This is a genomic window from Micromonospora sp. LOL_025, from assembly GCF_048060285.1.
In the GTDB taxonomy this organism is placed as follows: Bacteria; Actinomycetota; Actinomycetes; order Mycobacteriales; family Micromonosporaceae; genus Micromonospora.
In genome coordinates this window covers 99,496-125,845 of the sequence record NZ_JBHMIR010000004.1, presented here as the reverse complement: position 1 = coordinate 125,845, position 26,350 = coordinate 99,496, and the positions used below count along the sequence as shown (strand labels likewise).

The window sequence follows — 26,350 nt, the reverse complement described above, 5'->3', positions numbered from 1 at the left end:
TCAGGCGGGCAGGTGGCGGTCGGTGCGGCCGCGCCCGCCCGGCCGGCGGCCCGGGGCGAGCCGGATCACGGCTCCGGCGTCGTGCAGGGGAGGGGCGAGCGTGCCGGGGCTGCCGCCGGAGCCGCGCCGGAACGCCGCGAGGAGCGTGCCGGCGGGTATCGGCCGGGCGAAGAGGTGCCCCTGGCCGGCGGTGCAGCCCAGTTCCCAGAGGGCCCGGCGCTGCGGCTCGCTCTCCACGCCCTCGGCCACCACGTCGAGCCCGAGGCTGCGGCCCAGGTCGAGGGTGGAGCGGATGACGGCGGCGGCCTCGGCGGAGGTCTCCATGGCGGTCACGAAGCTGCGGTCGATCTTCAGCTCGTGCACGGGGATGCGGGAGAGCAGCGACAGGGAGGAGTAGCCGGTGCCGAAGTCGTCGAGCGCCAGCCGGACCCCCTCGTCGCGCAGCCGGCTGAGCACCCGGTCGACCACGTCGAGCTGGCTGAGGGTGAGCGTCTCGGTCAGCTCCAGCACCAGCCGGTCGGGGGGCAGGTCGTGGGCCCGCAGCCGGGCCAGCACGGAGCCGGGGAAGCGGGCGTCGAGGAGGCTGCGCGGCGACACGTTGACCGCCACCGGCACGTCGAAGCCGGCGTCGCGCCAGCTGACCGCCGCGATCAGTGCCTGGTCGAGGATCGCCTCGGCGAAGGCGGGGAGCAGGCCCGAGCGTTCGACCGCCTCCAGGAAGCGCAGCGGGTCGATCATCCCGTGGGTGGGGTGGTGCCAGCGGGCGAGGGCCTCGGCGCCGGTGACCCGGCCGGTGCCCAGGTCGACGATGGGCTGGAAGTTGACGGTGAACTCGTGGTCGGCGACGGCGCGCGGCAGTTCGCCGCCGAGGGTGAGCCGGCCGAGGTCGGCGGTGTCGCGGGTCGGGGCGTACGTCGAGGTCCGCTGCCCGGCCCGTTTGGCCTGGTACATCGCCACGTCCGCGCGGCGCAGCAGCTCCGGCATGCCGCCGGTGGCGGGTGCGGCGGCGATCCCGCCGCTGGCCTCGACGCTGATCCGCATGCCGTCGAGGTCGAACGGCTCGTGCAGCGTGGCGAGCAGGGTCTCCGCGCGGTGTGCGGCCACCGCCGGGGCCGGCAGACCCCGCAGGAGTACGGCGAACTCGTCGCCGCCGAGCCGGGCCACCAGGTCCCCCTCCTGGGCGGCGTCGCGCAGCCGCTCGGCGACCTGCACCAGGACGTGGTCCCCGGCGGCGTGCCCGAGGGTGTCGTTGACCTCCTTGAAGTGGTTGAGGTCGATCAGCACGAGCGCGGTCACCCCGTCGGCGTGCCGGGTGTTGAGGTGTTCGGTGCCCTGGTCGAGCAGGTGCCGGCGGTTGGCCAGCCCGGTCAGCGCGTCGTGGGTGGCGGCGTACGCGTGCTCGTCGGCGACCCGGGCCAGCTCGGCGTACGCCTGCGCGTTGCGCACCGCCGTGCACAACGCCGAGGCGAAGGTGCGCAGCGTGTACTGCTCGCGCTCGGAGAGCTGCACGGGCCCCCGGAACCGCAGTCGCAGTACGCCCACGTCGACCGTGCGGTCGTGCCCCTCCAGGGCGGCGGGGACCACGGTGCCGTCCACGGAGGTCGGCTCGCCGGCCGGCCCGTCGTACGTGGTGCCGAGCGCGCCGCCGCGGACGGTCCGGCCGCCGTCTCGCAGCTCGATCTCCACCTCGTCGGCGGAGAACAGCTCGGCGGCCTGGGTGACGGCGGTGGTGAGGACCTTGTCGAGGTCCACCACGTTGAGCGCGTCGGTGGTGCGGGCCAGCCGCTGCCACGCCTGCTGCTCGGTGCGGGCCTTGACCCGGTTGGAGTAGAGCAGGTGGAGGCTGAGTACGAGGGGCGGCACCGCCAGCAGGAGCCGGGGGTCCCCATGGAGGATGAACAGCGTGGTGACGATGAGGACGAAGCGCGCCAGCGCGCTCGTCAGGCGCAGCCCGAGGTCCTCGCGGAAGAGCTGCCTGAGCCGGGTGCCGGTGGCGAGTGCGATGACCGGGAGGGTCAGCACTTCGTCGAGGACCACCGTGACGGCGTAGGCGACCCCGATCGGGCCGAGGGCCGGCCACAGGTCGGTGATCGGTGGTGCCCCTCCGGCCGCGTGGAGGGCGGCCCCGCCGCCCACCGCCAGCAGCATGGTCTTGGCCACCCCGAAGGCGGCCTTCAGCGGCGGGAGCTTGGCGAGGTACTGGGCTATCGCCACCCCGATCCCGGTGGTCAGGATCACCAGCGGAGTCGGCGCGACCGCCAGGCTCAGGATGATCGCTGTCTCGCTCCAGGAGATCGCGTGGACCGTCGCGCGGATCCGGATCCGCCACTTGATCGTCATAGCGAGGAGGGCCAGACAGATCAGAGTGAGCGAGAGTGTCAGGTGGTTACGGGACCAGTCCAGTCTCGTCAGCTCGCGCAGACACAGGGCGGCCGCGATGGCGGCCACGACGCAGACGAGGCCGACGTGCAGCGTCAGCCGCCGCTCGGCCTCTGTCTTGCCCACGTCCAGTCGTGTCACGGCATCCCGACTGCCTCCGCCTGCTAAGCACGCCAAGATTACCCGCGGTCACGCGCCAGCCACAATCCTCAGTTCCACTCGTGTGCCGACATCGCTATCCCTCCCCGGTTTCGCCTCGGCCCTTGCGCCGCTGTGTTCCGCGACGCCGACAGCCTAAGTGCGGTTCGGCCAATTATGGAGGGATATATGTGACTATGGGCAATGGATGAGAACCGCGCCCTACCGCGTGACTTTGTGCTCCCGGGCGGGAACTCAGTGCTGTGTTTCTACCGACTCCCGGTTAACGCTAGATAATGAACCGGTGGCGGCGTCGGCGGCATCGGACACGACGGTGCAGTTTGCAGCGGCCGCCGGCCGGGCGCCGGCCCGAAAAGCGGACCTCGGGCACGCCGCGTGGTCGAGGTCACCGCTTCCGTGCCGGTACGCCACCATCCGCCCGGTGATCCCGTCAGCGTCGACCCTCTGCTGCCGCGCTCGACGACGTCACGGAACGACCGGGGCAAGATGCACTCCGTACGTTGCCCGTTGCCTGTTGCCGCGCCGATCGACTCGCGACCGGGCAATTCTCCCGGTGGTGATGATCGCTTCCGTGGCGTTGCGGAGTCAATGACGCGACAACGTTCCGGGACGGCATGCCGAGTCACCGCCGACCGGGGAGGACGCCTATCGGGTTGGTCGGTGAAGCGGGGTGGAAACGATCGCGGGGCAACGGGCCGGAAACGCGTTCCCAATTCCCGACAGGGGTGGTGCCCACTCATCCGAAGTCGCGGCCGACGCGCGATCGAAAGGGACGGCAGTTCGGGTCGAGCGACGCCGCGTGCCCGTACCGGTGGCCCCGCGCACCCGTACCGGAAAGATAGGCTCGCGAGCGTGACCGATCCCGCACAGCTCACCCACGTCGACCCGGCGGGCGCGGCCCGCATGGTCGACGTCTCCGCGAAGGCGGTCACCGGCCGCCTGGCCGTCGCCGCCGGCCGGCTCCGCACCACGACGGAGGTCGTCGAGCTGCTGCGCCGCGACGGGTTGCCCAAGGGCGACGCGCTGGCGGTCGGCCGCCTCGCCGGCATCATGGGCGCGAAGCGCACCCCCGACCTGATCCCGCTCTGCCATCCCATCGCCCTGCACGGCGTGACGGTCGACCTGACGCTCACCGACGACACCGTCGAGATCACCGCCACCGCGCGCACGGCGGACCGCACCGGCGTGGAGATGGAGGCGCTGACCGCGGTGGCCGTCACCGGGCTGGCGCTGGTCGACATGGTCAAGGCGGTCGACCCGGCGGCCAGCGTGGAGGCGGTCCGGGTGCTGCGCAAGGAGGGCGGCAAGACCGGCCTGTGGGTCCGCCCGGAGGAGCGGCCGTGATCCGGGCACGGGTGGTCGTGGCGTCCAACCGGGCCGCGGCGGGCGTGTACGCGGACACCAGCGGCCCCCTGCTCGTCGCCGGCCTGCGCGACCTCGGCTGCGAGGTGGACGGGCCGGTGGTGGTGCCCGACGGCGAGCCCGTGGGCGAGGCGCTGCGCGCCGCCCTGGCCGACGGGATCGACGTGGTGCTGACCAGCGGCGGCACGGGGATCAACCCCTCCGACCGCACCCCCGAGGTGACCCGGGCGCTGCTCGATCACGAGATCCCCGGCATCGCCGAGGCGATCCGGGCGCACAGCCGCGACAAGGTCCCCGCCGCCGCGCTCTCCCGGGGGCTCGCCGGCGTCGTCGGCCGGATGCTGGTGGTCAATCTGCCCGGGTCGACCGGCGGGGCCAGGGACGGCCTCGCCGTGCTCGGGCCGATCCTCCGCCACGCCGTCGATCAGCTCCGTGGTGGCGACCACTGACGAGGCGGCAGGGCCGCGACCGCCGGTGGGCGGGTACCGCTGACGGCGCGACCGGCGTGCCGCACCGTTAGGCTCGGCCGGTGAGCACGGAAACCGCCCCGGCCGCCGAGCCGGCCACCGCGCCCCCGCCCGCCGGCTGGGAGGAGGCCCGGTCCCGGGTGTACGCGGTCGGCCTGGCCGCCGCGCTCCCCGCTGCCAGCCGGCCGCTCGCCGAGATCGACGGGCACACCCTCGCCGAGCCGCTGACCACCCGTACGGACCTGCCCGCCTTCCCCACCTCCAGCGTCGACGGCTGGGCCGTGCGCGGCACCGGGCCGTGGCGGCCGGTCGGGCGGGTGCTGGCGGGCGGCACCCCGGCCCCGCTGACCGACGACGGGACGACCGTCGAGATCGCCACCGGCGCGATGGTGCCGGAGGGCACCACGGCCGTGCTGCGGGTGGAGGAGTCCCGTCGTACGCCGGAGGGGCTCGTCGACGGCACGCCACGGCCGGCGCCGGAGTGGCGCGAGCCGGGCGAGGAGGCGTACGCCGGGGAGGAACTGCTCCCCGCCGGCACGCCGGTGGACCCGGCGCTGATCGGCCTGGCCGCCTCCTGCGGGCACGACAGCCTGCTGGTGCGGCGGCAGCCCCGCGCCGCGCTGCTGGTCTTCGGCGACGAGCTGCTGACCGCCGGCCCGCCCGGCGCCGGCCGGGTGCGGGACGCGCTCGGGCCGGCGGTGCCGGCCTGGCTGCGCCGGTACGGCTGCCTGGTCCGCCCGTCGGACCTGGTCGGACCGGTGGCGGACACGCTCCCGGCGCACGTGGCGGCGCTGCGCGCCGCGCTGGCCACCGCCGACCTCGTGTGCACCACCGGCGGCACGATGCACGGGCCGGTCGACCACCTGCATCCCACGCTGGAGGCGCTCGGCGCCGACTACGTGGTCAACACGGTGGCGGTGCGGCCCGGGTTCCCGATGCTGCTGGCGCGGCTGGTCGACGCCGACGGCCGGGTCCGGTTCGTCGCCGGGCTGCCCGGCAACCCGCAGTCCGCCATCGTCGCACTGGTCTCGCTGGTGGCCCCGCTGCTGGCCGGTCTGGCGGGCCGCCCGATGCCGGTGCTGCCGCACGTCACGCTCGCCGAGCCGGTGCGCGGCCGGGGCGGGTACACCCACCTGGCGCTGGTCCGGTTGGACCGGACCGCCGGCACCGCGCACCCGGTCCGGCACGTCGGCTCGGCGATGCTGCGCGGGCTGGCCGGCGCCGACGGGTTCGCCGTCATCCGCCCCGGCACCTCCGGCGAGCCGGGGGACCGGGTGCCGCTCGTACCGCTGCCGCTGCTGCCCGGGGAGCGTGCGTGGTGACCGCGCCGACGGCCCGCCAGCCCGCGACGTTCGGCGAGGTCACCGACCGGCCGCTCGACCTCGCCGCGCACGAGGCGGCGGTCGCGGACCGCCGGGCCGGCGCGGTGGTCTCGTTCCAGGGGGTGGTCCGCGACCACGACCACGGCCGCGTGGTGACCAGCCTGGAGTACGAGGGCCACCCGAGCGCCGATCGGATCCTGCGCGAGGTCGCGGCCGAGATAGCCGCCGACCCGGACGTGTACGCCGTCGCGGTGTCGCACCGGGTCGGCCCGCTCGCCATCGGCGACGCGGCCCTGGTGGCGGCCGTCAGCACCGCCCACCGGGCCGCCGCGTTCGCGGCCTGCGCCCGACTGGTCGACGAGGTCAAGGCGCGGCTGCCGATCTGGAAGCGGCAGGTCTTCGCCGACGGCACCGAGGAGTGGGTGAACTGCCCCTGAGGGGCGGTCCACCCGGTCAGCGGCGGAGGCTCGGCGCGGCCTGGCGGCCGAACCGGTCGACGTAGAAGGCCGGCTCGGCGCCGGGGCGCCACGGCAGGGCGGCGACCAGCAGGATCAGGGCCAGCGCCAGCGAATTCTCCATCAGGGCGCCGAAGAGGCCGTCCTGGTAGTGCGACACCTCGGGGAGCTGGTGCTCGTACGGCCAGATCGGGGAGACCAGGAAGAGCAGGTAGAGCCCGATCGCGGCGACGCCGTGCCGGAGCCCGGTCAGCGTCGGGTACCAGATCGGCGAGCGCAGCCCGGTCACCCCCGGCGGCCCGCCGTACCCGCCCTGCCCGGCCCGCTGTGCCAACCCGCGACTGGCGTCGCGGCGGCGTACGGCGGCGTCGGCCAGCACGATGATCGCCGGGATCACCCAGACCAGGTGGTGCGTCCAGGAGATCGGGCTGATCACGTTGGCGGTGAGGCCGACCAGGGTGAACGCGGTCAGCTCGTCGCCGTCGGCGCGGGCGTTGACGGCCCGGGAGAGGCCGACCGCCAGCATCAGCACCGAGAACGACAGCCAGAGCAGGCCGGGCGTCTCGATCGAGTCGTACAGCCGGGCCAGCAGCCCCGCCAGCGACTGGTTGGGCGTCATGTCGGCGGCCCCGACCCGCTCGGTCTGCCAGAGCACGCCGCCGAAGTAGGCCCGGGACTCGGTGCCGACGACCGCGAAGGAACCGACGGTCACCGCGATCACCGTGCCGATCGCGGTGGTCGCGGCACGCCACTGCCGCGTGATCATCAGGTAGGCGATGAACAGCGCCGGGGTCAGCTTGACGGCGGTGGCCAGGCCGATGCCCACGCCGGCCCAGGCGCCGCTGTAGACGAAGCGCAGCAGCGGGCCGTCGGTCGGGGGGATGTGGGTGCCCCGGCGGGCCCGCCAGCGCAGGCCGATCAGGTCGGCCATGATCAGTGCGAAGAGGAGCAGGTTCACCTGGCCGTAGCCGAGGGTCTCCCGGGCCGGCTCGACGGCGACCGCCAGCGGCGTCGCGATCCCCACGGTGAACCAGAGGGGCCAGCCGAGCCGGTCGACGATCGGACGGAGCAGCCCGGCCAGCACGACGGCCAGGGCGGCGATGCTGGCGAGCGCGTTGACCGTCCCGGCCAGCTCGACCGGCAGGTGCGCCATCGGCAGCATCACGAGACCGCCGAACGGCGGGTAGGTGAAACCCAGGGTGGTGCCGGGTGCGATGAACTCGTAGAGCTCGTGACCGCTCGCCCACCACACCACCGCGCCGTGGTAGATCTTCATGTCGAAGAAGTTGTACGGCCGCCCGAAAGCACCGATGGCGAGCCATGCGGCATAGGCGACGGCGGCCACGATGCCGGTCCGTACGACTGTCCTACGATCGATCCCACGCGTTACGCGACGGACTGGGGCGAGGCGGTCCACCCGTCTTCCGACGGTCGCCGGCATGGCGTGGCCACCCCCGTACCAAGGTCGTCCTACCCGTCCAGGTCCTGCACGGAGCCTAGAACGGCGCCTCACGTTAATGCCTCCCGCGTTATGCGACCGTGTCCGATCCCACACATGTTTTTGACATTTCAACCGCGTTAACGCCTGTCGGGTGGTTCAGGTGATTCGCGGCGTTGACACGTGAGGGGCCGGCCGGAGGGAGGTATCGACGCAGGTCAGCCAGGTAGTCGTCGGGCCGTCGCTGCCGATCGTACGGCGATCCGGGCCTCCCTGCGGGCGGTACGGACGGCTCGCTGCACGGAACGTCGGGAGTGGCCGATCCGGTGACCCGTCCGCCACCGCAGCCCGGGCTTGCCGCCGGTGTCGGCGGCGGCGAGCAGCAGCCCGCCGAGGAGGCCGAGGTTCTTCAGGAAGTGGATCTGGTTGTTGTGCCGCGCCGCCGGGTCGTCGTTGTTCCAGAAGGGATGCCCGGCGAGGGTCACCGGGACCAGCGTGCCGGCGAGGACCAGCGCCGCCGGCCGGGCGAACCGGCCGGTGGCGAGCATCAGCCCGGCGCCGACCTGCACCGCCGCGTTGACCCGGATAAGCGTCTCGGTGTCGGTGGGGATGCGGGGGTCGGCCTTCTCCAGCAGCGGGGTCACCCGGTCCGTCACGGGCTTCGCGGCCGGGACCAGCCGCCCGGGATTCCGGAGGTTGGTGAACCCGCTGACCACGAATATGCCGCTCAGCATGGCGCGGGCGAGGGAACGTACGGGTTTCATGGGTCAGTCATACCCCGTCGCCGGCCCGCCTACCCCCGCAACCGCCGATCCGGATCGGCGGGCGTGCACGTCGCGCCACGCCGATTCGAGCGACCGTCGCTGATGGACGGCCTGTGAGGGGTAACGTGCCCCGCGTGACGACGCTGCGGTTGCGACCCGAGGACCCGGCCGACACCGGCGCGGTCCGGCGGGTGCTGGCCGCCGCGTTCGCCCGTCCCGACGTGACCACGCCGCCCGAGGTGGGGCTGGTCGAGGAGCTGCGCGACACCGACGCGTGGGTGCCGGAGTTGGCGATGGTCGCCGAGTACGGCGGCGAGGTCGTCGGCTACGCCCTGCTCACCCGGGTCCGGGTGAAGTCCGACGACCACACCGCGCCGGCGCTGGCGCTCGGCCCCGTGGCGGTCGCGCCGCACCGGCGGCGGATCGGGCTCGGCACGGCGGTGGTGCAGGCCGCCCTCGAAGCGGCCACCGAGCTGGGCGAGCGGCTGGTGGTGGTGCTCGGCGACCCCGGCTACTACCACCGGTTCGGCTTCGGCCGGGCGGACCGGATTGGCCTGACCAGCCCCTGGTCGGGTCTCGGCGACCCCTGGCAGGCGCTGGTGCTGCCACCGGCCACGAGCGGTGAGGGTCCGCCGCCGCGCGGCGAGGTGCTGTTCCCGCCGCCCTGGTCCAAGGTCTGACGCCCGCGCCGCACGCCGACGGTCCCCGCCACCCGCCCGTCGCGGCCGGTCAGGCCGGCTGGGTACGCAGGTAGCGACCGAAGTGGGGGACGGTGAAGGCGACCGTGCCGCGTTCACCGGAGTAGATCAGGCCCTTCTTGATCAGCGCGTCCCGGGCCGGGGAGAGGCTGGCCGGCTTGCGCCCCAGGGCCCGGGCGATCTCCGCCGTCGGCACGGCGGCGTCCATGTCGTCGCGGCCTCCGCCGTCTGCCTCGCCCTCCACCAGGGACAGCGTGGCCATGGCCCGCATGTACTCGCGCTCGGCCGGGGTGGCCCGTTCGAAGCGGGAGCCGAAGAAGCCCACGGCCAGCTCGGCCTCGGCCTCGGGCGCGGCGACCCGTACGTCGGCGGCGGTGATCGGCGAGCGGGGCGCGTGGTCCCAGGTCGCCTTCCCGTACGCCTGGACGAAGTAGGGGTAGCCGCCGGACTTCTCGTAGAGCAGGTCCAGCGCCTTCGGCTCGTACTCCACCTCCTCGCGCTCGGCCGGCGCGCAGAGCGCCTGGTCGGCGGCGATCCGGTCGAGCCGGTCGATGCGCTGGTAGCGGAAGAGCCGTTCGGAGTACGACTTGGCCGCGCTGAGCACGGCCGGCAGGTGCGGCAGCCCGGCGCCGACCACGATCAGCGGTGCGCCGAGCTGGGACAGCTCGTGGCAGGCGGCGCAGAGTGCGGAGACGTCCTCCGGGCCGAGGTCCTGCATCTCGTCGATGAAGATCGCGATGCCGGTGCCGACGTCGGCGGCCACCGCCGCGGCGTCGGTGAGCAGCTCGACCAGGTCGATCTCGATGTCGCCGGAGTCGGCGCGGCCGGTGGCGGCGGGCACGTCGATGCCCGGTTGCCACCGGTCGCGCAGCTTCGGGGCGGCGTTGCCGCGACCGGTCGGCGCGGTCCGCTGGGCGAACGCCTTGAGCACGCCGAGGAAGGCGTCGATCCGGTCGGGCGCGCGGTGCCGGGGAGCCAGCTCCCGGACGGCCATGTGCAGCGCGGCGGCGATCGGGCGGCGCAGCGACTGGTCCGGCCGGGCCTCGATCTTGCCGCTGCCCCAGAGGTGGTTGATCGCCTGGGAGCGGAGGGTGTTGAGCAGCACCGTCTTGCCGACCCCGCGCAGGCCGGTGAGCATCAGGCTGCGTTCCGGCCGGCCCCGGGCGATGCGCTCCAGCACGACGTCGAAGACGTCCAGCTCGCGCCCCCGCCCGGCGAGCTCGGGGGGACGCTGGCCGGCGCCCGGGGCGTACGGGTTGCGGACCGGATCCACGCATCGCACAGTATCGGGCCGTCTAGCTGCGGGACTAGACATCCGTAGATGGGGCAACCGGCGTGTCGGGCCACGGGGATCGGTCTCGACACAAAACTAGGGCTGTCTAGCGTCCATGCTAGACAGCCCTAGTTTTGGCAATCAGCGCTTCTTCAGGCAGAGCACGTAGTCGAGGAAGTCCAGCGAGTTGTCGTGCACGTAGTTCGCGGTCGCCTCCGGGGCGCGGGTCTTGCACCGGTCCCCGTCCGCCGTGCCCGGGATCCGCAGCAGCACTTCGTACGTGTTGGGGCCGCAGGGCACCTTACGCAGGTCGGCCTTGGTGGCCGTGCCGTCGTTGACCACGCAGTCGCCCTTGGCGAACTCCTTCCTGCTGGGGCTCGGTGCGGCGGTGGTCGGCTCCGCGCTGGGCTCGTCCGTCGGTTCGTCGGTCGGCTCGCTCGTCGGCTGACCCGTCGGCTGCCCCGTCGGGTCGGCGGAGGCGCTCGTCGTCGGGGCCGCGATCGGGTCGTCGTCGCCGCCCTGCCAGAACGCCCAGCCGGCCAGGCCGAGGCACGGGCAGAGCAGGAGCACCACCACCAGGCCGATGACCAGCGCGATCTTGCCGCCGCTCTTCTTCGCGGGCGGAGCGGCGGACGGCATCCCGTACCCGCCGGGCACCGGCGGCGGGGCGCCCCACTGGTTGCCCGGCGCGGATGCCGGCCCGGCCGGCGGATACGGTCCCGCCGCCGGATAGCCCCCCTGGCCTGCGGGCGGCTGCGCCCCGGGCGGCGGGTAACCGGCCCCGGAGGTTGGTGGTGGCGGGTAACCGGCCCCGGAGGTCGGCGGCGGGTAGCCCGCGCCGGAGGTGGGCGGGGGGTAGCCCGGTTCCGGGGCCGGCGGCTGCGCGGGCTGGTTCCACACCGGGTCCGGCTGCCCCCACTGGGGGTTGGCCGGCGGTTCACCGCCGGCCGGCGGCTGTCCCCACTGCGGGCCGCTCCCGGGCTGCTGTTGGCCCCACTGCGGGTCACTTCCCGATTGCGGCTGTCCCCACTGCGGTTCGCCGCCGGTCGGTGGCTGTCCCCACTGCCCGGCGGCGGGTGGTTGGCCCCACTCCGGCAGGGTCGGGTCGATGGGTGGCGGGCCGCCCGGGGTGCCGGGCGGGCGCTGGTAGGGGTCGTCCGGCTGCGCGGGTGATCCGTAGGTCGTCATCTCTTCCTCAGGGGTGGGCCGCTCAGAGTGCGGTGGTTCGGGGGTGCGATGGATCGGGGGTGCGGTGGATCGGGGGGTGCGGTGGCTCAGCGCTGCTTGAGGCAGAGCACGAAGTCGAGGGTGTCCAGCTCGCTGTCGAAGAAGTACCAGTTGGTGTAGCCGTCGACCTTGGCGCACTTCGCCGCGGCGTCCTTCTCGCCGCTGGTCGGCCCGTCGATCCGGCGCAGCACCTCGTAGGACTGCGGCGCACAGTCGCTGATCAGCAGCTTGGGCTTGCCACCGGCCGGCCCGTCGTTGCGGACGCACTGGCCGGCCTTGACGAAGCGCGGGTCGGTGGAGGACTCGGGGGCGGGTGTGCTCGGCGCGGCGGCCGACGCGCTCGCCGGCGATTGCGGCGGGTCGGTCCTCGCCGCGGGCGCGGGCCCGCTCGGCGTGGCCCCGGGCGTGCTGTCGTCCTGATCGAGCAGGTAGAGCACCGCGGCGCCGCCGACCAGGACCAGCAACGCCACCGTGGCCAGCACCGCGACGACCGGGGCCGCCCGCCCGCGCCGACGCCGCGGCGGCGGGGCGGGACCTTCCGCGTACGGGGAGGGGACGCCGTCGCTCCGGGAGGCGTACGGCACCGGGCCGTGCGCCGGCGGGGTCGAGCCGTACGCGTCCTCCCAGCGGTCCTGCCCCGAGGGCCCGCCCGACGGACCGTACGACTCGTCGGGGCGCCGCCCGTGCCACGGGTCCGGGTTCCCGCGACCCGGTGCTCCGTAGTTCGCCATGCACGCCTCCCGTGCGAGTGGTGAGAGGCCGGCCACCAACGAGGGACGCCGACGCCGAGGCCACCGTAGCGTGTCCACCGATGAGCCCACCTCCACCGAGTGCGCAGCCGCCCGTCGACGCAGGTACCCGGCCCGGCGCGGACGCCGGGACGGGTCGTACGGCTGCCGCCACGCCGGCCCTGCTCTGGACCGCACTGCTGCTGGTCTACGTGCTGTGGGGCTCCACCTACCTGGGCATCCGGATCGCGGTGGAGTCCATGCCGCCACTCGGCTCGGCGGCCGCCCGGTTCGCCGCCGCCGGCCTGGTGCTGGCGATCGTGCTGCGGGTGCGACGGGGACGGGGCGCGCTGCGGGTCGACCGGCGGCAGCTCGCCTCGGCCGCGCTGGTCGGGGTCCTCCTGCTGGCCTGCGGCAACGGGCTGGTGGTGCTCGCCGAGTCCGGCCCGGTGGGGGTGGCGGTGCCCTCCGGGATCGCCGCCCTGCTGGTGGCGACCGTGCCGCTGCTGGTGGTGCTGCTGCGTACGGTCACCGGCGACCGACCCCGGTCGTGGACGCTGGCCGGGGTGACGTTGGGCTTCGTCGGCCTGGTGCTGCTGGTGCTGCCGACCGGCGGGGCGGACGCCGTGCCGCTCACCGGGGCGCTGACCGTGGTCGCCGCGGCCACCTGCTGGTCGATCGGCTCCTTCCTCTCCGGCCGGATCCGGATGCCCGCCGACCCGTTCGTCGCCACCGTCTACGAGATGTTCGCCGGGGCGGCGGCGCTGGCCGTCCTCTCAGTGGGCCGTGGCGAGCTGCGCGGCTTCGACCTCGGCGCGGTGACCACCCGGTCGTGGCTCGCGCTCGCGTACCTGATGGTGGCCGGCTCGCTGGTGGCCTTCACCGCGTACGTCTGGCTGCTGCACCACGCCCCGATCTCGCTGGCCTCCACGTACGCCTACGTCAACCCGGTGGTAGCGGTGGCGCTCGGCGCGTTGTTCGCCGCCGAGCCGGTCACCGCGCGGGTGGTGCTCGGTGGCGCGGTCATCGTCGCCGGGGTGGCCCTCGTGGTGAGCACCGAGAGACCGCGACGTCCCGCCCGGGGGACCGCGCCGAAGCCGTCGCGCCGGTAGCGTCCGGCCCGTGTCGACCGGGCTACTGGCAGGCGTGGCGCTGCTCGGCGCCCTGGCCGGCCTCGCCGCACCCCGGGTCGCCCGCCACTTCACCGCCCCGCTCGCACCACACGTCGTCGAGGCCGCGCCGGGCGCGGTGCGGGACACCGGGGCCGCGCCGGGCGCGGTGCGCCTCGCCGGGACCGCGTCGGGCGCCGGGTGGGGTGCGACGGCGGGTGCGGTCGTGTTCGCCGGGCTCGCGGCGGCCCTGGGGGCGGATCCCGTCCTGCCGGTCCTCCTCGCGCTGGCCGCCGTCGGGCTGGTGCTCGCCCTGGTCGACCTGTCCTGCCTGCGGTTGCCCGACCCGCTGGTCGGCGCCGCCGCGCTGGTCGCCGCCGTCGGCCTGACCGGCGCGGCGGCGACGTCCGGCAGCCCCGGGCGCCTGCTGGGCGCGGTGGCCGGGGCGGCGCTCGGCTTCGCCTGCCACGTGGTGCTGGCGGTGCTGCCCGGCTCCCGGCTGGGCTTCGGCGACGTGAAGCTCGCCGCCGTCCTGGGCCTGCCGCTCGGCTGGCTCGGCGGGTCGTCCCTGGCGCTCGGGCTGCTCCTGCCACACCTGTTGCACGGCGTGGTGGTGCTCGTCCTGCTGGTCGCCGGCAGGGTGCGCCGCGACACCCCGCTCCCGCTGGGCCCGGCCCTCCTCACCGGCGCCTGGCTGGCCGCCCTGACCGCCTGACGAGGCGACCGAAGCCGCGACGACGCCGGCCGGAGCGGGACACCGACCCGGCCGGGACCGCCTGCCGACGGGCCGGTCAGATGAGGCGGAGCTGGCGGTCGCGGGGGCGGCGGGGCTCGGCCTCGCCGAAGCGCTCGAAGAGGCCCGGGTCGATGACGTCGAGGAACGGCGACGGGGCGCACTCGCGTTCCGTGCCGTGCCGGCTGCGGCGGGCGGCGTGGGTCACGTACAGCCGGTCCTGGGCCCGGGTCAGCCCGACGAAGAAGAGCCGCCGCTCCTCGGCGACCGCGTCGGAGTCGGGGGTGCTGCCGGGCCAGCGCAGCGGGAGCAGCCCGTCCTCGGCGCCGACCAGGAAGACCACCGGAAACTCCAGCCCCTTGGCGGCGTGCAGGGTGAGCAGGGTGACCGCCTCGGCGCGCGGGTCGAGCGCGTCCACCTCCGCCCCGGTGGCGAGCTGGGACAGGAACAGCGGCAGGTCGTCGCCGCAGCGGCGGGCCAGCGGGGTGAGCAGGTCGACGGCCGACCGGACGTCCTCCGGGCGGACCGTGTTGGCGCCGTCCAGCGTCGGCACGGCGAAGCGCTCCGCCAACACCTGCCCGGCCAGCCGGACCCGCGCGGCCAGCGAGCCGTCGAGCCCGTCGGCGTGGCGCAGCTCGCGGGCGATGGCGGCCACCCCGGGGCGGTCGCGCAGCCGGTCGTGCGAGCGCTTCTGCACGGGGATGTTCGCCCGCGCCAGCGCGTCCACGATCGGCGCGGCCTGCGCGTCGGTGCGGTAGAGCACCGCGATGTCGGAGAAGGACAGCGAGGTCGACCGGCCGTCGATCCGCCCCGAGTCCAGCGACCGGTGGGAGAGGCCGCCAACCAGCTCGTCGATGGTGCGTACGACGAAGTCGGCCTCGTCGGAGACGGAGGCCGCCGGGTAGCGACCCACCAGCGGGGCCTCCGGGTCGAGCCGGGCCGGGTCGAGCCGGCGGCCATGGACCAGCGACGACGGCGCGATGGCCTGCACGGCGGCGGCCAGGATGGGGGCCGAGGAACGGTAGTTGCGGTTGAGCCGGACCAGCCGGGCGTCGGTGAAGTCCTGCGAGAAGCGCAGGAAGTAGCCGACGTCGGCGCCCCGGAAGGAGTAGATCGCCTGGTCCGGGTCGCCGATCGCGCAGAGGTTGCCGTCGGCGGGGCTGAGCAGGCGCAGCAGCTCGTACTGCACCTCGTCGACGTCCTGGTACTCGTCGACGAAGATCCAGCGCCAGCGCTCCCGGTAGTGCCGCACCAGCTTCCTGTCGGCCTTGAGCAGCGCGACCGGCAGGGTCAGCAGCTCGTCCAGGTCCACCAGGTCCTGCTTGCGCAGCAGCGCGGCGTAGCCGGCCTCGTCGTCGCCCGCCTCGGCGCGGGCCTCCGCCCGCTGGGCGTCGTCGGCGATGCGGAAGTCCGCCGGCAGGCCGGCGGCGTCGGCGTTCTCCCGGAGGATGGTCAGGCCCAGCGAGTGGAAGGTGCCGACGGTGACGTCCTCGGCGACCGGGCCGAGCAGGCCGTCGAGGCGGTGCCGCAGCTCCTCGGCGGCCCGTCGGGTGAACGTGATCGCCAGGCACTGCTCCGGAAAGACGTTCAGCTCCGCGCAGAGGTAGGCGATCCGGTGGGTCAGCGTCCGGGTCTTGCCGGTGCCCGGCCCGGCGACGATGAGCAGCGGACCGCCCGGCGCGGAGGCGGCCACCCGCTGCATGGCGTCCAGGCGGTCCAGCAGGCCGGTGCCGACCTCCTCCATGCCGGCGAGCATCGGCTCGAACGGCTCGTGCGGCGAGGGCGTCGGCGCGATCGGGGGCGGGGGCGTGGCCGGCGCGGCCTTGCGCTTCGGCTCGGGCTTGGCCGCCGCCGGGCGCTTGGCCCGGGGCTTCGACGCCGGCTCCGTCGGGGTGCGCTGCGCCGGCACGGGTACGTCGAAGAGCGTCTCCTGGGCCCCACCGGCGTTGCCGCCCAGCTCGGCCGGGTCGAAGAGGGTGATGACGCCGTACTCGCCGTCGTAGCCGGGGACCCGGCGGACGTCGCCCCGGCGCAGCCGGCCGATGCCCTCGGCGAGCAGTTCCCCGCCGACCCGGCCGATCTCGTCGAGCGGCGTGGTGGTGAGGATCTCCAGCTCCGGTCCCAGGGCGGCGACCAGCTCGTGGAGCTTCCCCTCGACCTTCTTGGACCGGGCGCCCACCTTGTTGATCTCGCCGAGGATCTCGGCCAGCGGCACCAGGTGGGTGACGTCGCGGGCGTGCGCGGGCCGGTGCCCCGACGGCCGGTCGGCCAGCTCCTCGACCCGGCTGAGTACGCCGACGGTCAGCGGCTTGCCGCACTCCGGGCAGCGGCCGTCGGCGGCCCGGGTCTTCTCGGGCGACCAGTTGACCCCGCAGAGCCGGTGCCCGTCCGCGTGGTACTTGCCCTCCTCCGGGAAGAACTCGATGGTTCCGGCGAGCCCGTCGCCGGTACGCAGGGCGTCCCGGATGGCGAAGTAGTCGCGGGCGGTGGCGAAGACGGTGGCCTCCCGGGCCAGCGCCGGTGGCGAGTGCGCGTCGGAGTTCGACACCAGCCGGTAGCCGTCCAGGCTGCCGACGCGCCAGTTCATCTCGGGGTCGGAGGAGAGGCCGGTCTCCACCGCGAAGATGTGCCCGGCCAGGTCGGCGTAGCAGTCGGCGATCGCGTCGAAGCCCGACTTGGAGCCCAGCGCGGAGAACCACGGGGTCCAGATGTGCGCCGGCACGAGGTAGCCGTCGGCGCTGGCCTCCAGGGTGATCTCCAGCAGGTCCCGGGAGTCCAGGCCGAGGATCGGCCGGCCGTCCGAGCCGAGGTTGCCGATCCGCCCGAGCGCCGTGTTGAACCGGGCCACCGCGTCCAGGTCGGGCAGGTAGATCAGGTGGTGCACCTTGCGGGTGCGGTCGTCCCGCTTGTAGATCGTGGAGATCTCCACGCTGAGCATGAACCGGACCGGGTCCGCCTCCGCCTCGCTCGCCAGCCGGGGCGGCAGCCGGCGGGCGATGTCCCGCTCCGCCTCCGGGCTGAGCCGGTGCAGGCCGGGCTCGGCCGGGTGCAGCGTCTCGCGGAGGTGGTCGTACCAGGCGGGGTGGGTGAAGTCGCCGGTGCCGAGCACCCCGATGCCCTTGCGCCGCGCCCACCAGCCGAGGTTGGGCAGGGTGAGGTCACGGCTGCACGCGCGCGAGTACTTCGAGTGGATGTGCAGATCCGCGACGAACGGCGAGAGGCCGCCGGGGGGTGCGGGACTGAACGGAGGCACGCCGCATCCTGTCACGCCCGCGCCATTACCCACCCGTCGCCACGCACACCCGTGACCTGAGCATCCGGTGCTGGACAACGCCGGCCGCCCGCGCTATGGGTCAGCGGGAGCGCAGCTCCACCAGGGTGATCTGCGGCTCGGCGCCGACGCGGACCGGCGGGCCCCAGAAGCCGGCGCCGTTGGTGACGTAGACCTTGGTGCCGTCGACCTCGCCCAGGCCGGAGACCACCGGCTGCTGGAGCTTCACCAGCAGGTTGAACGGGACCATCTGGCCGCCGTGGGTGTGCCCGGAGAGCTGGAGGTCGACGCCGAACTTCGCCGCCTCCACGGCGGCGACCGGCTGGTGGGCGAGCAGCACCACGGGCCGGTTCGGGTCGCGGTCGCCGAGCGCCGCCGCGTAGTCCGCCGGGGCGGCCAGGCCGGTGCCGGCGGCGGTGACGTCGTTCACCCCGGCCAGGTCGAGCGCGCCGCCCCGGGCCTGGATCTCCGTCCGCTCGTTCTGCATGACCCGCAGGCCGAGCCGGTCCAGCTCCTGGACCCACTCCTCGACGCCGGAGTAGTACTCGTGGTTGCCGGTGACGAAGTAGCTGCCGTGCCGGGAGCGCAGGCCGCGCAGCGGCTCGGCCGCCTCGCCCAGCTCGGCGACCGAGCCGTCGACCAGGTCGCCGACGACGGCGACGATGTCGGCGTCCAGGCGGTTGATCGCGGCGACGATCCGCTCGGTGTGCGCCCGTCCGCGCAGCGGGCCGAGGTGGATGTCGGAGACCGTGGCGATCCGCAGGCCGTCCATGCTGCGGGGGAGCTTGGCCAGCGGGATCTGCACCCGGTCGAGCTGCGGCGGGCCGAGGGCGGTGCGGATGCCGTACCCGGTGAGGCCGGTGGCGGTGAGCCCGGCGAAGATCGCCGCCCCACGGGCGAGCAGCAACCGGCGGGCCGGGTCGTGGTCGGGCTGCGCGACGGCGTCGGCGGCCGGCGGGTCGGCCGGGCCCGCCGCGCCCACCATGGCGGGCTCGGGCGCGGCGGCGGTGGGCTCCGCGGCGACGACCCGGCGGCGCCGCACGAGCTTCGTCACCGCCATCGGCACTTCCAGCGCCACGAGCAGGACCAGCAGGTAGAACATGACGGCGAGCCAGAGGTAGCCCGGCCACGCGAGCCAGTAGAGGCCCGCCTGGGTGCCGGCCATGGTCGCCGGTACGAGCAGCGCGAGCACCAGGGCGGTGATCCCGCCGATCCGGCGCCAGCGCCCCGGGGCGGTGGTGTCCCGCACCAGACGCTTCCACAGGTAGAGGTGGATCAGGCCGGTGATCAGGGCCATGGTGGCGACGAACGCCAGTGCCGCCAGCATGTGTGTGCCTCCCTCAGCCGCCCGCGAAGGGCGGCAGGACGTCGATCGTGGCCCCGGCCGTCAGCGGTGCCCGTCGATCATGACAGGTCACGCCGTCGACCAGGAAACTCGCCACCGTCAGGACGGCGGCGAGCCGCTCACCGTGCCGGTCGGTCAGCTCCATGACGAGTTCGTCCAGGGACCGCCCGGCGGATGCGGTCTCCTCGGTCCGGCCGGCGGCGGCCCGCGCCCCGGCGAAGTAGCGGACGGTCAGCGGCGCCCCGGCGTCGGCCGGGCGGGTCGGTTCTGCCACGGTCAGCCTCCGATCGCGGACATCGGCCGGGCGGGCTGGAGGAAGGCCGGGTCGTCGATGCCGTGCCCGGCCCGCTTGCCCCACATCGCGGCCCGCCAGCGCCGGGCCAGCTCGTCGTCGTCCGCCCCGGCCCGCAGCGCGCCGCGCAGGTCGGACTCCTCGGTGGCGAAGAGGCAGGCGCGCACCTGCCCGTCGGCCGTGAGCCGGGTGCGGTCGCAGTCACCGCAGAACGGCCGGGTGACGCTGGCGATCACGCCGACCCGGGCCGGGCCGCCGTCGACCAGCCAGGTCTCGGCCGGCGCCGCGCCGCGTTCCGCCGGGTCGGGGGTCAGGTCGAACTCCCCGCGCAGAGCGGCCAGGATCGCGTCGGCGGTGACCATGGTCGCGCGGTCCCAGCCGTGCTGGGCGTCCAGCGGCATCTGCTCGATGAACCGCAGCTCGTAGCCGTGCGCGAGGGCGAAGCGGAGCAACCGCGGGGCCTCGTCGTCGTTGACGCCGCGCATGAGCACCGAATTGATCTTGACGGGGGTGAGCCCGGCGGCGGTCGCCCCGGCCAGCCCGGCCAGCACGTCCGCCAGGCGCGGGCGCCGGGTCAGCCGGGTGAACCGCTCCGGGTCCAGCGTGTCCAGCGAGACGTTCACCCGGTCCAGCCCGGCGGCGCCCAGCGTGGGGGCGAGCCGGTCCAGCCCGATGCCGTTGGTGGTCAGCGAGATGCGAGGGCGCGGCTCCAGCGCCGCCACGGCGGCCACGATGTCGGCCAGGCCGGGCCGGATCAGCGGCTCCCCGCCGGTGAAGCGCACCTCGGTCACGCCGAGCAGGCGTACCGCGACCCCGACCAGCCGGACGATCTCGTCGTCGCCGAGCAGTTGCGGGCCGGGCAGCCAGGCCAGCCCCTCGGCCGGCATGCAGTAGGTGCAGCGCAGGTTGCACTTGTCGGTCAGGGAGACCCGCAGGTCCCGGGCGACGCGGCCGTACCGGTCGGCGAGGACGCCGGCGGTCGGCGGGGCGGCGGTCACCCGTCGACGGTAGCGCGCCCGAGCCCGGCCAGGGCCGCCCGGGCGGTACGGGCGACCGCATCCCGGTACGCCGCGCCGAACAGGGCGGTGTGCACCAGCATCAGGTGGAGCTGGTGCAGCGGCACCCGTTCCCGCCACCCGTCGGCCAGCGGCCACTCCTCGGCGTACGCGGCGAGGATCCGGTCGAGGTGCGGCGCGCCGCCGAAGAGGGCCAGCTGCGCCAGGTCGGTCTCGCGGTGCCCGCCGTGCGCCGCCGGGTCGACCAGCCAGACCCGGTCGTCCGCGCCCCAGAGCGCGTTGCCCGGCCAGAGGTCGCCGTGGATCCGGGCCGGCGGCTCGTCCCCACCGAACTCGCCGATCCGCTCCACGACCTGCTCGACCAGGCCGGCCTCGGTGCCGGTGAGCGCGCCGCCGTCGACCGACCTCCGGAGGTACGGAACGAGCCGGGCCCGCGCGAACCACCCCGACCAGGGGCCGTCGTCGGGCGTGTTGTCCGCCGGCAGCGCCCCGATGAAGCCGTTCCACCCGGCGCCGAAGGTCGACGCCCCGGCGCGGTGCAGCCCGGCCAGCTCCCGGCCGAACCGCTCGGCCGCCCCGGGCGTCGGCTCGCCGGGGTCGACCCACTCCAGCGCGAGCAGCTCGGGCAGCGCCACCACCACCTCCGGTACGGCGACCGTCCCGGCCTCGCGGAGCCAGCGCAGGCCGGCCGCCTCGGTGGCGAAGAAGCCCTCCGGCGCGGGCCTGCCGGCAGTTTCCGGCCACGTCTTGGCGAACACCGAGTGTCCGTCGTCCAGCGTCAGCCGGGACGCGGCGCAGATGTCGCCGCCGGCGACCGGCGTCTCGCGGATCCGTTGGTGGGTCAGGAAGGTCGGCAGGTGCTCCGGATGCGCCCGCAGGTACGCCAGATCCATGACGGCAAGGTAACCCCCTGACGGCGTCCAGTCCCGCCGGAAACGGCCTGCCGTCCGATCCCGCCTGCCGACCGGTCCTGCCGGAATGGGGCGGTTGTGATCTTGGCGAGTTCCGGCCCCTCGGGGGGCCTTTTCGCTCCAAGATCGCCTCAGGTGGTTCGGGCGGTGCCCGTTGGGGGTGGTGTCAGCGGTCGAGGATTGGCTTGAGCTGTGTAAATACTCTCCGTGTCTGTGGATGAACCGCGTGTCGTCCACAGGGGCGGCGAGCGGCCCGCTGGCGTCGGAGGCTGCCAGACATGACCCCGACCGACCGCCCCCGGCTCGCCGTCCGTTCCCCCGCCGACCTCATCGCCGCCGTGCCCTACCTGCTCGGCTTCCACCCCGTCGACAGCGTCGTCGTGGTGGCGATGCGGGGCCGCCGGATCACCTTCGCCGCCCGCGCCGACCTGCCCGACCTCGCCGACCCGCGCGATCCCGCCGGCCACCTCGCCGGCGTCGTTGCCCGGCAGCACGCCGAGACCGCCACGGTCCTGGGCTACGGCCCGGCAGCGCTGGTCACCCCGGCCGTCGACGCCGTGCGCGCCGCCTTGACCGCCGCCGGGATGTCCGTGCTCGACGCCCTGCGTGTCACCGAGGGCCGCTACTGGTCGTACCTCTGCACCGAGCCGGAATGCTGCCCGCCCGACGGCACCCCCTACGACGCCGGCGCCAGCGAGGTCAGCGCGGCGGCCGTCTTCGCCGGCCAGGTCGCCCTGCCCGACCGGGCCGCCCTGGTCGCGCAGGTCGCCCCGGTGACCGGTCCGGCTCGTTCGGCCGTACGCCGGGCCACCGCCCGCGCCGAGCGACGCCTGGCGGACCTGCTCGACCGGGCGTCCGCGACCGACCCGCGCGGCGAGCGGGCACTCCGCTCCGCGGGGGCGGCAGCGGTACGCACCACGCTGCGCCGGCACCGGCGGGGGCAGCGGCTCACCGACGACGAGGTCGCCTGGCTGAGCGTGCTGCTGACCCACGTGCCGGTTCGCGACCACGCCTGGGAACGCACCGACGGGCGGGACGAGGACATCGCGCTCTGGACCGACGTGCTGCGCCGGGCCGAGCCGGAGCTGATCGCCGCGCCGGCCGCGCTCCTGGCGTTCGCGGCGTGGCGGGCGGGGCAGGGGGCGCTGGCGGCGGTGGCCCTGGAACGCGCCCTGGCCGAGCACCCCGGCCACTCGATGGCGCTGCTCCTCGACGACCTGCTGCGCCGGGGCGTGCCACCCTCCGAGCTGGACGGCTGGCCGGCGGTGGGGGCGCCCGGCGTGCTACGCCGCAGACGCAGGCGGCGCGAACGCTGAGCCGTGCGGCCAGGTCATCGCTCAGCTGCCGGTGAGGCAATCGCTCTGCTGCCGGTGAGGCAATCGCTCAGCTGCCGGTGAGGCAGAAGGGATGCCCCGCCGGGTCCTTGAAGACCCGCCACCGGTCGCCGCCCGGCTGGAACTCGGGTTTGGTCGCGCCCAAGCCCAGCACCAGCGCCTCGGCCTCGTCGAGGTCGTCGACGGTGAAGTCGAAGTGGCGCTGCTGCGGCGTCGTCTGGTCGGGCCAGCTCGGTGCCTGGTAGCCATCGACGCGCTGGAAGCCGATGAACAGCCCGTCCCCACGGGCCAGGGCGGCGAAGTCGTCGTTGGAATCAGCGGTCATGTCGAACCCGGTGGCGCGCTGATAGAACGACGCCAGTGCCCTCGGCTCCGGGCAGTCGAGTGTGATCGCCGTCAGCCTCAGTCTTGCGGGCATCAGCGCCTCCCTGGTGGCAACGATGTTGCGGCCGCGTGGCGTCGGGGCTGCGGGGCCACCGCGACATACTGCGGGCCCGCCTGCTGCACCGTTCAACCTAGCGCCGCCAGCACCAGGTCCCCGCCGGTCGAGCGCATTCGTACGGCGGCGGCGCGTCGGTGGGGTGAGGTGCCGGGCCGCACCACACGGCGGCCTGTCGGTGCGCCGCGTTCATAGGTCCTGACGTGTCGCATGTGAAGAGTCAGTCCGGGCGGAGTACTTTTCGCGCGCCGGGTCCCGTAGGGCGGGTGTCGCAGTAGTTCCGAGCCGAGGTGGTGGTAGGTGGAGGAGTTCCGGCGGCATGTCCCGTCCTGCCCGCGAGGCCGCCCGCCTGGCATGCGTCGCTTGGACGTCGCGTTCGACTACGGTGCCTTCCCTGTGTGGGCCTGGATCACGATCCCCGCTCACGGCGGTCGCCCAAGCCGTGAGGTCGTGGGCTCGGTCAGCCCGGAATGGCTGAGCATTTCGGCCAAGCTGGCGACCGAGCTGCGTGCGTGGTCGGACTGGATGGACCTGCACAGCGAGTACGGCGGTGGTCGGGCCGCCACCGACGAGCAGTACCGGGCGTGGGCGGCACAGGGCCGGAAGCTGGCCCAGCAACTGGCAGAGGAGACCGGCGCCGAAGTCGTCTACCAGGGGGATCGCGGCGAGATCGATCTCGACTGCCCGCACTGCGGTCGCCGCGGCTAGGAGCCCTCTCGGAGTTGGTCAAAGCCGAGTCCGATACGCCCGGCCAGTTCGGCGACGAACGCGCGCCACGTGGGCGGCGCGGAGGCGAGCGCCGGGAGCGTTCTGCGCGATGCCGACGACCGCAGCTTCACGTTCCGCCGGCCAGGTTCAGAGTGCGAACTGCCGGGCCACCTGGTCGGCGACCTCGTCTTCGCACATCCCGGGGACCAACCGTATCGCCCGCATGCCGAGCCGGTCGGTCTCGACGGTCAGGCGCTCGGTGAACAACCGGTCGCGTTCGCTCAGATTCTGCCTCGCCCGTTCCGGGTCGCTGGTCTTCGCCGGGATCTGCCAGGTCGAGCCTCGCTGGGCGAGGGCGGCGTCGCGGAAGTCCTCCGTGGGCAGCAGCCAGACCGCGCGATCGACCTCGGCGAGCAGTGGCTTGACCAGGTGCGGGAGGAGCCGGAAGCCCTCGGCCACCACGCGAGTGCCTGCCGGCAGGCTCAGCAGGTCGTCCACGATCAGGTGGAACGCCTCGCCATGGAACCAGTGGAACGTGTCCAGCATGATCTCGGGGGAGCGGGTGAGCCAGCGCTCGTCCATGTCCATCGCCTTGAACCGGTCCAGGCAAGGCGCTTCCTCGGCGGTGACATGGCCGGCGTGGTCACCCATGACATCGTCGGTGGCGTACAGATGCAAGCCGTACCGGTTGGCGAGCCGACGCGCGATCGTCGACTTACCGCTCGCGGGTCCACCGCCGATCCAGAACACGTTGCCAAGGCCTTCACGTATGGCATCCGTCGTCAGGTCAGCCTGTCGTGTGGGCATCCCCTCGGCCATGGCTCCGCTTGGGCATTGGCCGAGGTGCCCGTAGAGGTGGTCCACACACCATGTGTAGCGGATGCGCCATCCGACGAGAGGACTGCGGGGCGAGCATCGTCGGCGCGGCCCCGCCTGTCTCGGTCCCCACGAGATTGACGGTCCGTGGGCGTCACTGACGTTGTGGCAGGCCGAGAAGCCGTTCGCGGCCCAGTTGCTTCCCGTAGCAGTGGAAGAGTTCGAGGGGCGGGAGGAGGGTTCGCGTCCCCCGCGTCAGCCGGTCTGGGGGACGGGCGTGGCTGCGTCCCGGGTGTTCAGGCCCGCTCGGCCAGTTCGGCGACGAACGCGCGCCACGCGGACGGCGCGAAGGTGAGCGCCGGACCGGCCGGGTCCTTCGAGTCACGGACGGCGACGACGCCGGGGAGGTTGTCGGCGACCTCGACGCAAGCGCCGCCGTTCGAGCTGCTGCGGGTGCTCTTGCGCCACTGCGCGCTGGTCAGGTCATCCATGATCGCGCTCTCAACAGGTCGATGGTTTGGTCTCGCGGCAGCGCGACCGATCTCACGGTATCCCAGACCGCCCAGAGCGGAGCAACGTCATTCGTGAGACGGCCGGTGGCTTGGTCATCGAGGTAGCCGACCTCGCCGTCAGGCGTGCTGGCGATGATGAACGGTCCGGCCTGGCCGGGATGCAACCCCGCGCGGAGAGGAAGCACGTGGATCATGAGGTTCGGACGCCGGGCAAGCTCGATCAGGTGATCAAGCTGTGGTTGCATGACCGCCGGCTCTCCCCGGCGAAGCGCGGACTCATCAATGACGAAGACCAGAAGGGGAGGACGCGGGCGGTCGAGCACGGCGGCCTGCCGGCGTAGCCGGGCGTCGACATAGGCCTCCGCGTCGGCCATCAGCGGTCCGCTGGTGAGGACCGCCCTGGCGTAGTCCTCGGTCTGTAGGAGGCCCGGGAGGACGGCCGATTCGAACCACCGCAGTCCTGACGCCTCACGCTCGATCTCGGTCCACGGTCTGAACCAGGCTGGCTCGCGGCGTTTCAACGCGTCCGGCCAGAGTTCTTCTATGTCCTTGTTGAGAATCTCGGCGACCCGGGCACGGTGGCGGGTCTGCGGAATTCGTCCCTGGCTGACCCAGCGTGCCGCCGTCTTCGGATCGACGCCGACCTGAGCTGCGAGGCTCTCCGCAGTCTCCCCGGCCTTCGCCATCGCTACCTGTACCGCCCGGTTCATCCCCGCTCCTCGCCCGAACGTCCCGAATATCCCCGGTACAGATTGCTACGCGGTGTGATCGACTCGCAACCCTCGGCAGGGTGCTCTGTAGACGGCGCGAGCCGGTGGAGGCGCCCGAAGCCCGCCGGTCGCGCCGCGAGGGGGTCGCCGCCGGGCGAGCATCCGCGGCGGCCCCCTCCTCCAGACCGAGGGACGAGGGGGAAGACCTTGCCGCAGCGCCAGCCGCCGCCGAAGCCCGACCCGAAGCCCGCGCCGAGGCAGATCAGCTCGGGTGACGTCCTGTACCTGACCCGGTCCGCGAGCCCGCAGTTCGTCCGGCCGATCTCCGTGCGCGTGATCCGTGTCCTGACCGACTGGCACACGTACCACGGTTGGTGCTGGATCGACGTCTACCAGCTGGGCGCGCGCGGCGACGCCGTGGACCGGCGCTCGCTCTACGTGCGGTGCGAGGGGGTGCGTTGGCGTACCGCAGCGGCTCCGGCCTCCCCGGCGCCGGCCCGCCGCCGGCCGGTTTCCCGTCGGCGGGTCACGGCATGACCCGCCGCCGCGCCCACCTGCCCACCCGGCCCACCTGGCGCTGCGCGGCCTGCGGGATCGCCTGGCCGTGTTCGGCGGCGAAGCTGCGGCTGCTCGCCGAGTACCGGACGGACCGGCCGGCCCTGCTGATCCACCTGGCGACCCTCCAGGTCGAGGCGGGCGAACAGCTCGCCGCGCTGGACCAGGCCACCACTCCGGCCGACCTGACCGCCCGCTTCACCGGCTGGGCACGCCCGCGCTGACCGCACGATCGGAGGCACCGCCATCGGAGGCACCGGCACGGCAGACACCGGCACGGCAGACATCGGCACGGCGGGCACCGGCAACGGTGGTCTCCGTCGAAAG

The 26,350-nt window shown here is 74.1% G+C and carries 26 protein-coding genes; 11 read left to right on the top strand and 15 right to left on the bottom strand.

Translation table 11 applies throughout. From position 1 onward, the window contains the following. The gene (locus ACFHW0_RS07395) at positions 1–2,505 is read right to left on the bottom strand and encodes a putative bifunctional diguanylate cyclase/phosphodiesterase (protein ID WP_416606347.1); all 2,505 of its coding nucleotides are present in this window, start codon (positions 2,503–2,505) and stop codon (positions 1–3) included. Positions 2,506–3,390: 885 nt separating this feature from the next. Here ACFHW0_RS07395 and moaC point away from each other — a divergent pair. From moaC to ACFHW0_RS07375, 4 genes are all read left to right on the top strand, one after another. Continuing rightward, positions 3,391–3,882, top strand: a complete 492-nt coding sequence (gene moaC, locus ACFHW0_RS07390; RefSeq protein WP_416606345.1) for a cyclic pyranopterin monophosphate synthase MoaC — start codon at positions 3,391–3,393, stop codon at positions 3,880–3,882. After that, positions 3,879–4,349, top strand: a complete 471-nt coding sequence (locus ACFHW0_RS07385) for a MogA/MoaB family molybdenum cofactor biosynthesis protein (protein ID WP_121399159.1) — start codon at positions 3,879–3,881, stop codon at positions 4,347–4,349. Before moaC ends, ACFHW0_RS07385 begins: the two co-directional genes overlap by 4 nt. A gap of 80 nt (positions 4,350–4,429) precedes the next feature. Beyond that, positions 4,430–5,689, top strand: a complete 1,260-nt coding sequence (locus ACFHW0_RS07380) for a molybdopterin molybdotransferase MoeA (RefSeq protein WP_416606344.1) — start codon at positions 4,430–4,432, stop codon at positions 5,687–5,689. After that, positions 5,686–6,126, top strand: a complete 441-nt coding sequence (locus ACFHW0_RS07375) for a molybdenum cofactor biosynthesis protein MoaE (protein ID WP_416606343.1) — start codon at positions 5,686–5,688, stop codon at positions 6,124–6,126. The genes ACFHW0_RS07380 and ACFHW0_RS07375 overlap by 4 nt, the downstream gene beginning before the upstream one ends. A gap of 16 nt (positions 6,127–6,142) precedes the next feature. On the opposite strand, the gene ACFHW0_RS07370 is transcribed toward ACFHW0_RS07375, so the two are convergent. Both ACFHW0_RS07370 and ACFHW0_RS07365 read right to left on the bottom strand, forming a co-directional pair. Beyond that, entirely contained in the window at positions 6,143–7,585 is a 1,443-nt protein-coding gene (locus tag ACFHW0_RS07370; RefSeq protein ID WP_416606341.1) for a glycosyltransferase 87 family protein, read from the bottom strand. 215 nt (positions 7,586–7,800) lie between these two features. Next, the gene (locus tag ACFHW0_RS07365) at positions 7,801–8,346 is read right to left on the bottom strand and encodes a DoxX family protein (protein WP_121397443.1); all 546 of its coding nucleotides are present in this window, start codon (positions 8,344–8,346) and stop codon (positions 7,801–7,803) included. Between the two features lie 125 nt (positions 8,347–8,471). Between ACFHW0_RS07365 and ACFHW0_RS07360 the strand changes: the two genes are divergently transcribed. Beyond that, positions 8,472–9,026 carry a GNAT family N-acetyltransferase gene (locus ACFHW0_RS07360; protein WP_416606713.1) on the top strand — a complete coding sequence of 185 codons (555 nt, stop codon included), beginning with the start codon at positions 8,472–8,474 and terminating at the stop codon, positions 9,024–9,026. Between the two features lie 49 nt (positions 9,027–9,075). Here ACFHW0_RS07360 and ACFHW0_RS07355 read toward each other — a convergent pair whose 3' ends face one another. The 3 genes from ACFHW0_RS07355 to ACFHW0_RS07345 all read right to left on the bottom strand — a co-directional run bounded on the left by ACFHW0_RS07355 (position 9,076) and on the right by ACFHW0_RS07345 (position 12,275). Continuing rightward, positions 9,076–10,317, bottom strand: coding sequence for an AAA family ATPase (locus tag ACFHW0_RS07355; protein WP_416606339.1), 1,242 nt, complete (start codon positions 10,315–10,317; stop codon positions 9,076–9,078). 141 nt (positions 10,318–10,458) lie between these two features. After that, the gene (locus ACFHW0_RS07350) at positions 10,459–10,908 is read right to left on the bottom strand and encodes a PT domain-containing protein (protein WP_416606711.1); all 450 of its coding nucleotides are present in this window, start codon (positions 10,906–10,908) and stop codon (positions 10,459–10,461) included. Between the two features lie 683 nt (positions 10,909–11,591). Next, entirely contained in the window at positions 11,592–12,275 is a 684-nt protein-coding gene (locus ACFHW0_RS07345) for an LppU/SCO3897 family protein (RefSeq protein WP_416606338.1), read from the bottom strand. A gap of 80 nt (positions 12,276–12,355) precedes the next feature. On the opposite strand from ACFHW0_RS07345, the gene ACFHW0_RS07340 reads away from it, so the two are divergent. Continuing rightward, positions 12,356–13,384 (top strand): EamA family transporter, encoded by a 1,029-nt coding sequence (locus tag ACFHW0_RS07340; protein WP_416606337.1) that lies wholly within the window; start codon positions 12,356–12,358, stop codon positions 13,382–13,384. 10 nt (positions 13,385–13,394) lie between these two features. After that, the gene (locus ACFHW0_RS07335) at positions 13,395–14,096 is read left to right on the top strand and encodes a prepilin peptidase (protein ID WP_416606336.1); all 702 of its coding nucleotides are present in this window, start codon (positions 13,395–13,397) and stop codon (positions 14,094–14,096) included. Between the two features lie 76 nt (positions 14,097–14,172). On the opposite strand, the gene ACFHW0_RS07330 is transcribed toward ACFHW0_RS07335, so the two are convergent. The 5 genes from ACFHW0_RS07330 to ACFHW0_RS07310 form a co-directional block, all read right to left on the bottom strand. Continuing rightward, positions 14,173–17,367: a UvrD-helicase domain-containing protein gene (locus ACFHW0_RS07330; protein WP_416606335.1), complete on the bottom strand. Its 3,195-nt coding sequence runs from the start codon at positions 17,365–17,367 to the stop codon at positions 14,173–14,175. 100 nt (positions 17,368–17,467) lie between these two features. Further along, positions 17,468–18,712: a metallophosphoesterase gene (locus ACFHW0_RS07325; RefSeq protein WP_416606334.1), complete on the bottom strand. Its 1,245-nt coding sequence runs from the start codon at positions 18,710–18,712 to the stop codon at positions 17,468–17,470. 13 nt (positions 18,713–18,725) lie between these two features. Next, on the bottom strand, positions 18,726–19,004 hold the full coding sequence (locus ACFHW0_RS07320; protein ID WP_416606332.1) for a MoaD/ThiS family protein: 279 nt from the start codon (positions 19,002–19,004) through the stop codon (positions 18,726–18,728). Positions 19,005–19,006: 2 nt separating this feature from the next. Beyond that, positions 19,007–20,020, bottom strand: a complete 1,014-nt coding sequence (moaA, locus tag ACFHW0_RS07315; protein ID WP_416606330.1) for a GTP 3',8-cyclase MoaA — start codon at positions 20,018–20,020, stop codon at positions 19,007–19,009. Next, the gene (locus ACFHW0_RS07310) at positions 20,017–20,931 is read right to left on the bottom strand and encodes a fructosamine kinase family protein (RefSeq protein ID WP_416606328.1); all 915 of its coding nucleotides are present in this window, start codon (positions 20,929–20,931) and stop codon (positions 20,017–20,019) included. Before ACFHW0_RS07310 ends, moaA begins: the two co-directional genes overlap by 4 nt. A gap of 296 nt (positions 20,932–21,227) precedes the next feature. On the opposite strand from ACFHW0_RS07310, the gene ACFHW0_RS07305 reads away from it, so the two are divergent. Then, positions 21,228–22,265 carry a DUF4192 domain-containing protein gene (locus ACFHW0_RS07305; protein WP_416606327.1) on the top strand — a complete coding sequence of 346 codons (1,038 nt, stop codon included), beginning with the start codon at positions 21,228–21,230 and terminating at the stop codon, positions 22,263–22,265. Positions 22,266–22,332: 67 nt separating this feature from the next. Here ACFHW0_RS07305 and ACFHW0_RS07300 read toward each other — a convergent pair whose 3' ends face one another. Continuing rightward, complete coding sequence (locus ACFHW0_RS07300; protein WP_416606326.1) at positions 22,333–22,701, bottom strand: VOC family protein; 369 nt, start codon at positions 22,699–22,701, stop codon at positions 22,333–22,335. Between the two features lie 384 nt (positions 22,702–23,085). On the opposite strand from ACFHW0_RS07300, the gene ACFHW0_RS07295 reads away from it, so the two are divergent. After that, positions 23,086–23,430: a hypothetical protein gene (locus ACFHW0_RS07295; RefSeq protein ID WP_416606324.1), complete on the top strand. Its 345-nt coding sequence runs from the start codon at positions 23,086–23,088 to the stop codon at positions 23,428–23,430. Positions 23,431–23,577: 147 nt separating this feature from the next. On the opposite strand, the gene ACFHW0_RS07290 is transcribed toward ACFHW0_RS07295, so the two are convergent. The 3 genes from ACFHW0_RS07290 to ACFHW0_RS07280 form a co-directional block, all read right to left on the bottom strand. Beyond that, positions 23,578–24,294: a hypothetical protein gene (locus ACFHW0_RS07290; protein ID WP_416606323.1), complete on the bottom strand. Its 717-nt coding sequence runs from the start codon at positions 24,292–24,294 to the stop codon at positions 23,578–23,580. Between the two features lie 248 nt (positions 24,295–24,542). After that, complete coding sequence (locus tag ACFHW0_RS07285; protein ID WP_416606322.1) at positions 24,543–24,737, bottom strand: DUF397 domain-containing protein; 195 nt, start codon at positions 24,735–24,737, stop codon at positions 24,543–24,545. Beyond that, entirely contained in the window at positions 24,725–25,468 is a 744-nt protein-coding gene (locus tag ACFHW0_RS07280) for a Scr1 family TA system antitoxin-like transcriptional regulator (RefSeq protein WP_416606321.1), read from the bottom strand. Before ACFHW0_RS07280 ends, ACFHW0_RS07285 begins: the two co-directional genes overlap by 13 nt. A gap of 207 nt (positions 25,469–25,675) precedes the next feature. Here ACFHW0_RS07280 and ACFHW0_RS07275 point away from each other — a divergent pair, with 207 nt between their 5' ends. Beyond that, positions 25,676–26,005 (top strand): hypothetical protein, encoded by a 330-nt coding sequence (locus ACFHW0_RS07275; protein ID WP_416606320.1) that lies wholly within the window; start codon positions 25,676–25,678, stop codon positions 26,003–26,005. Continuing rightward, entirely contained in the window at positions 26,002–26,247 is a 246-nt protein-coding gene (locus tag ACFHW0_RS07270; protein WP_416606319.1) for a flavin reductase, read from the top strand. The genes ACFHW0_RS07275 and ACFHW0_RS07270 overlap by 4 nt, the downstream gene beginning before the upstream one ends. The last annotated feature ends 103 nt before the right edge of the window (positions 26,248–26,350 follow it).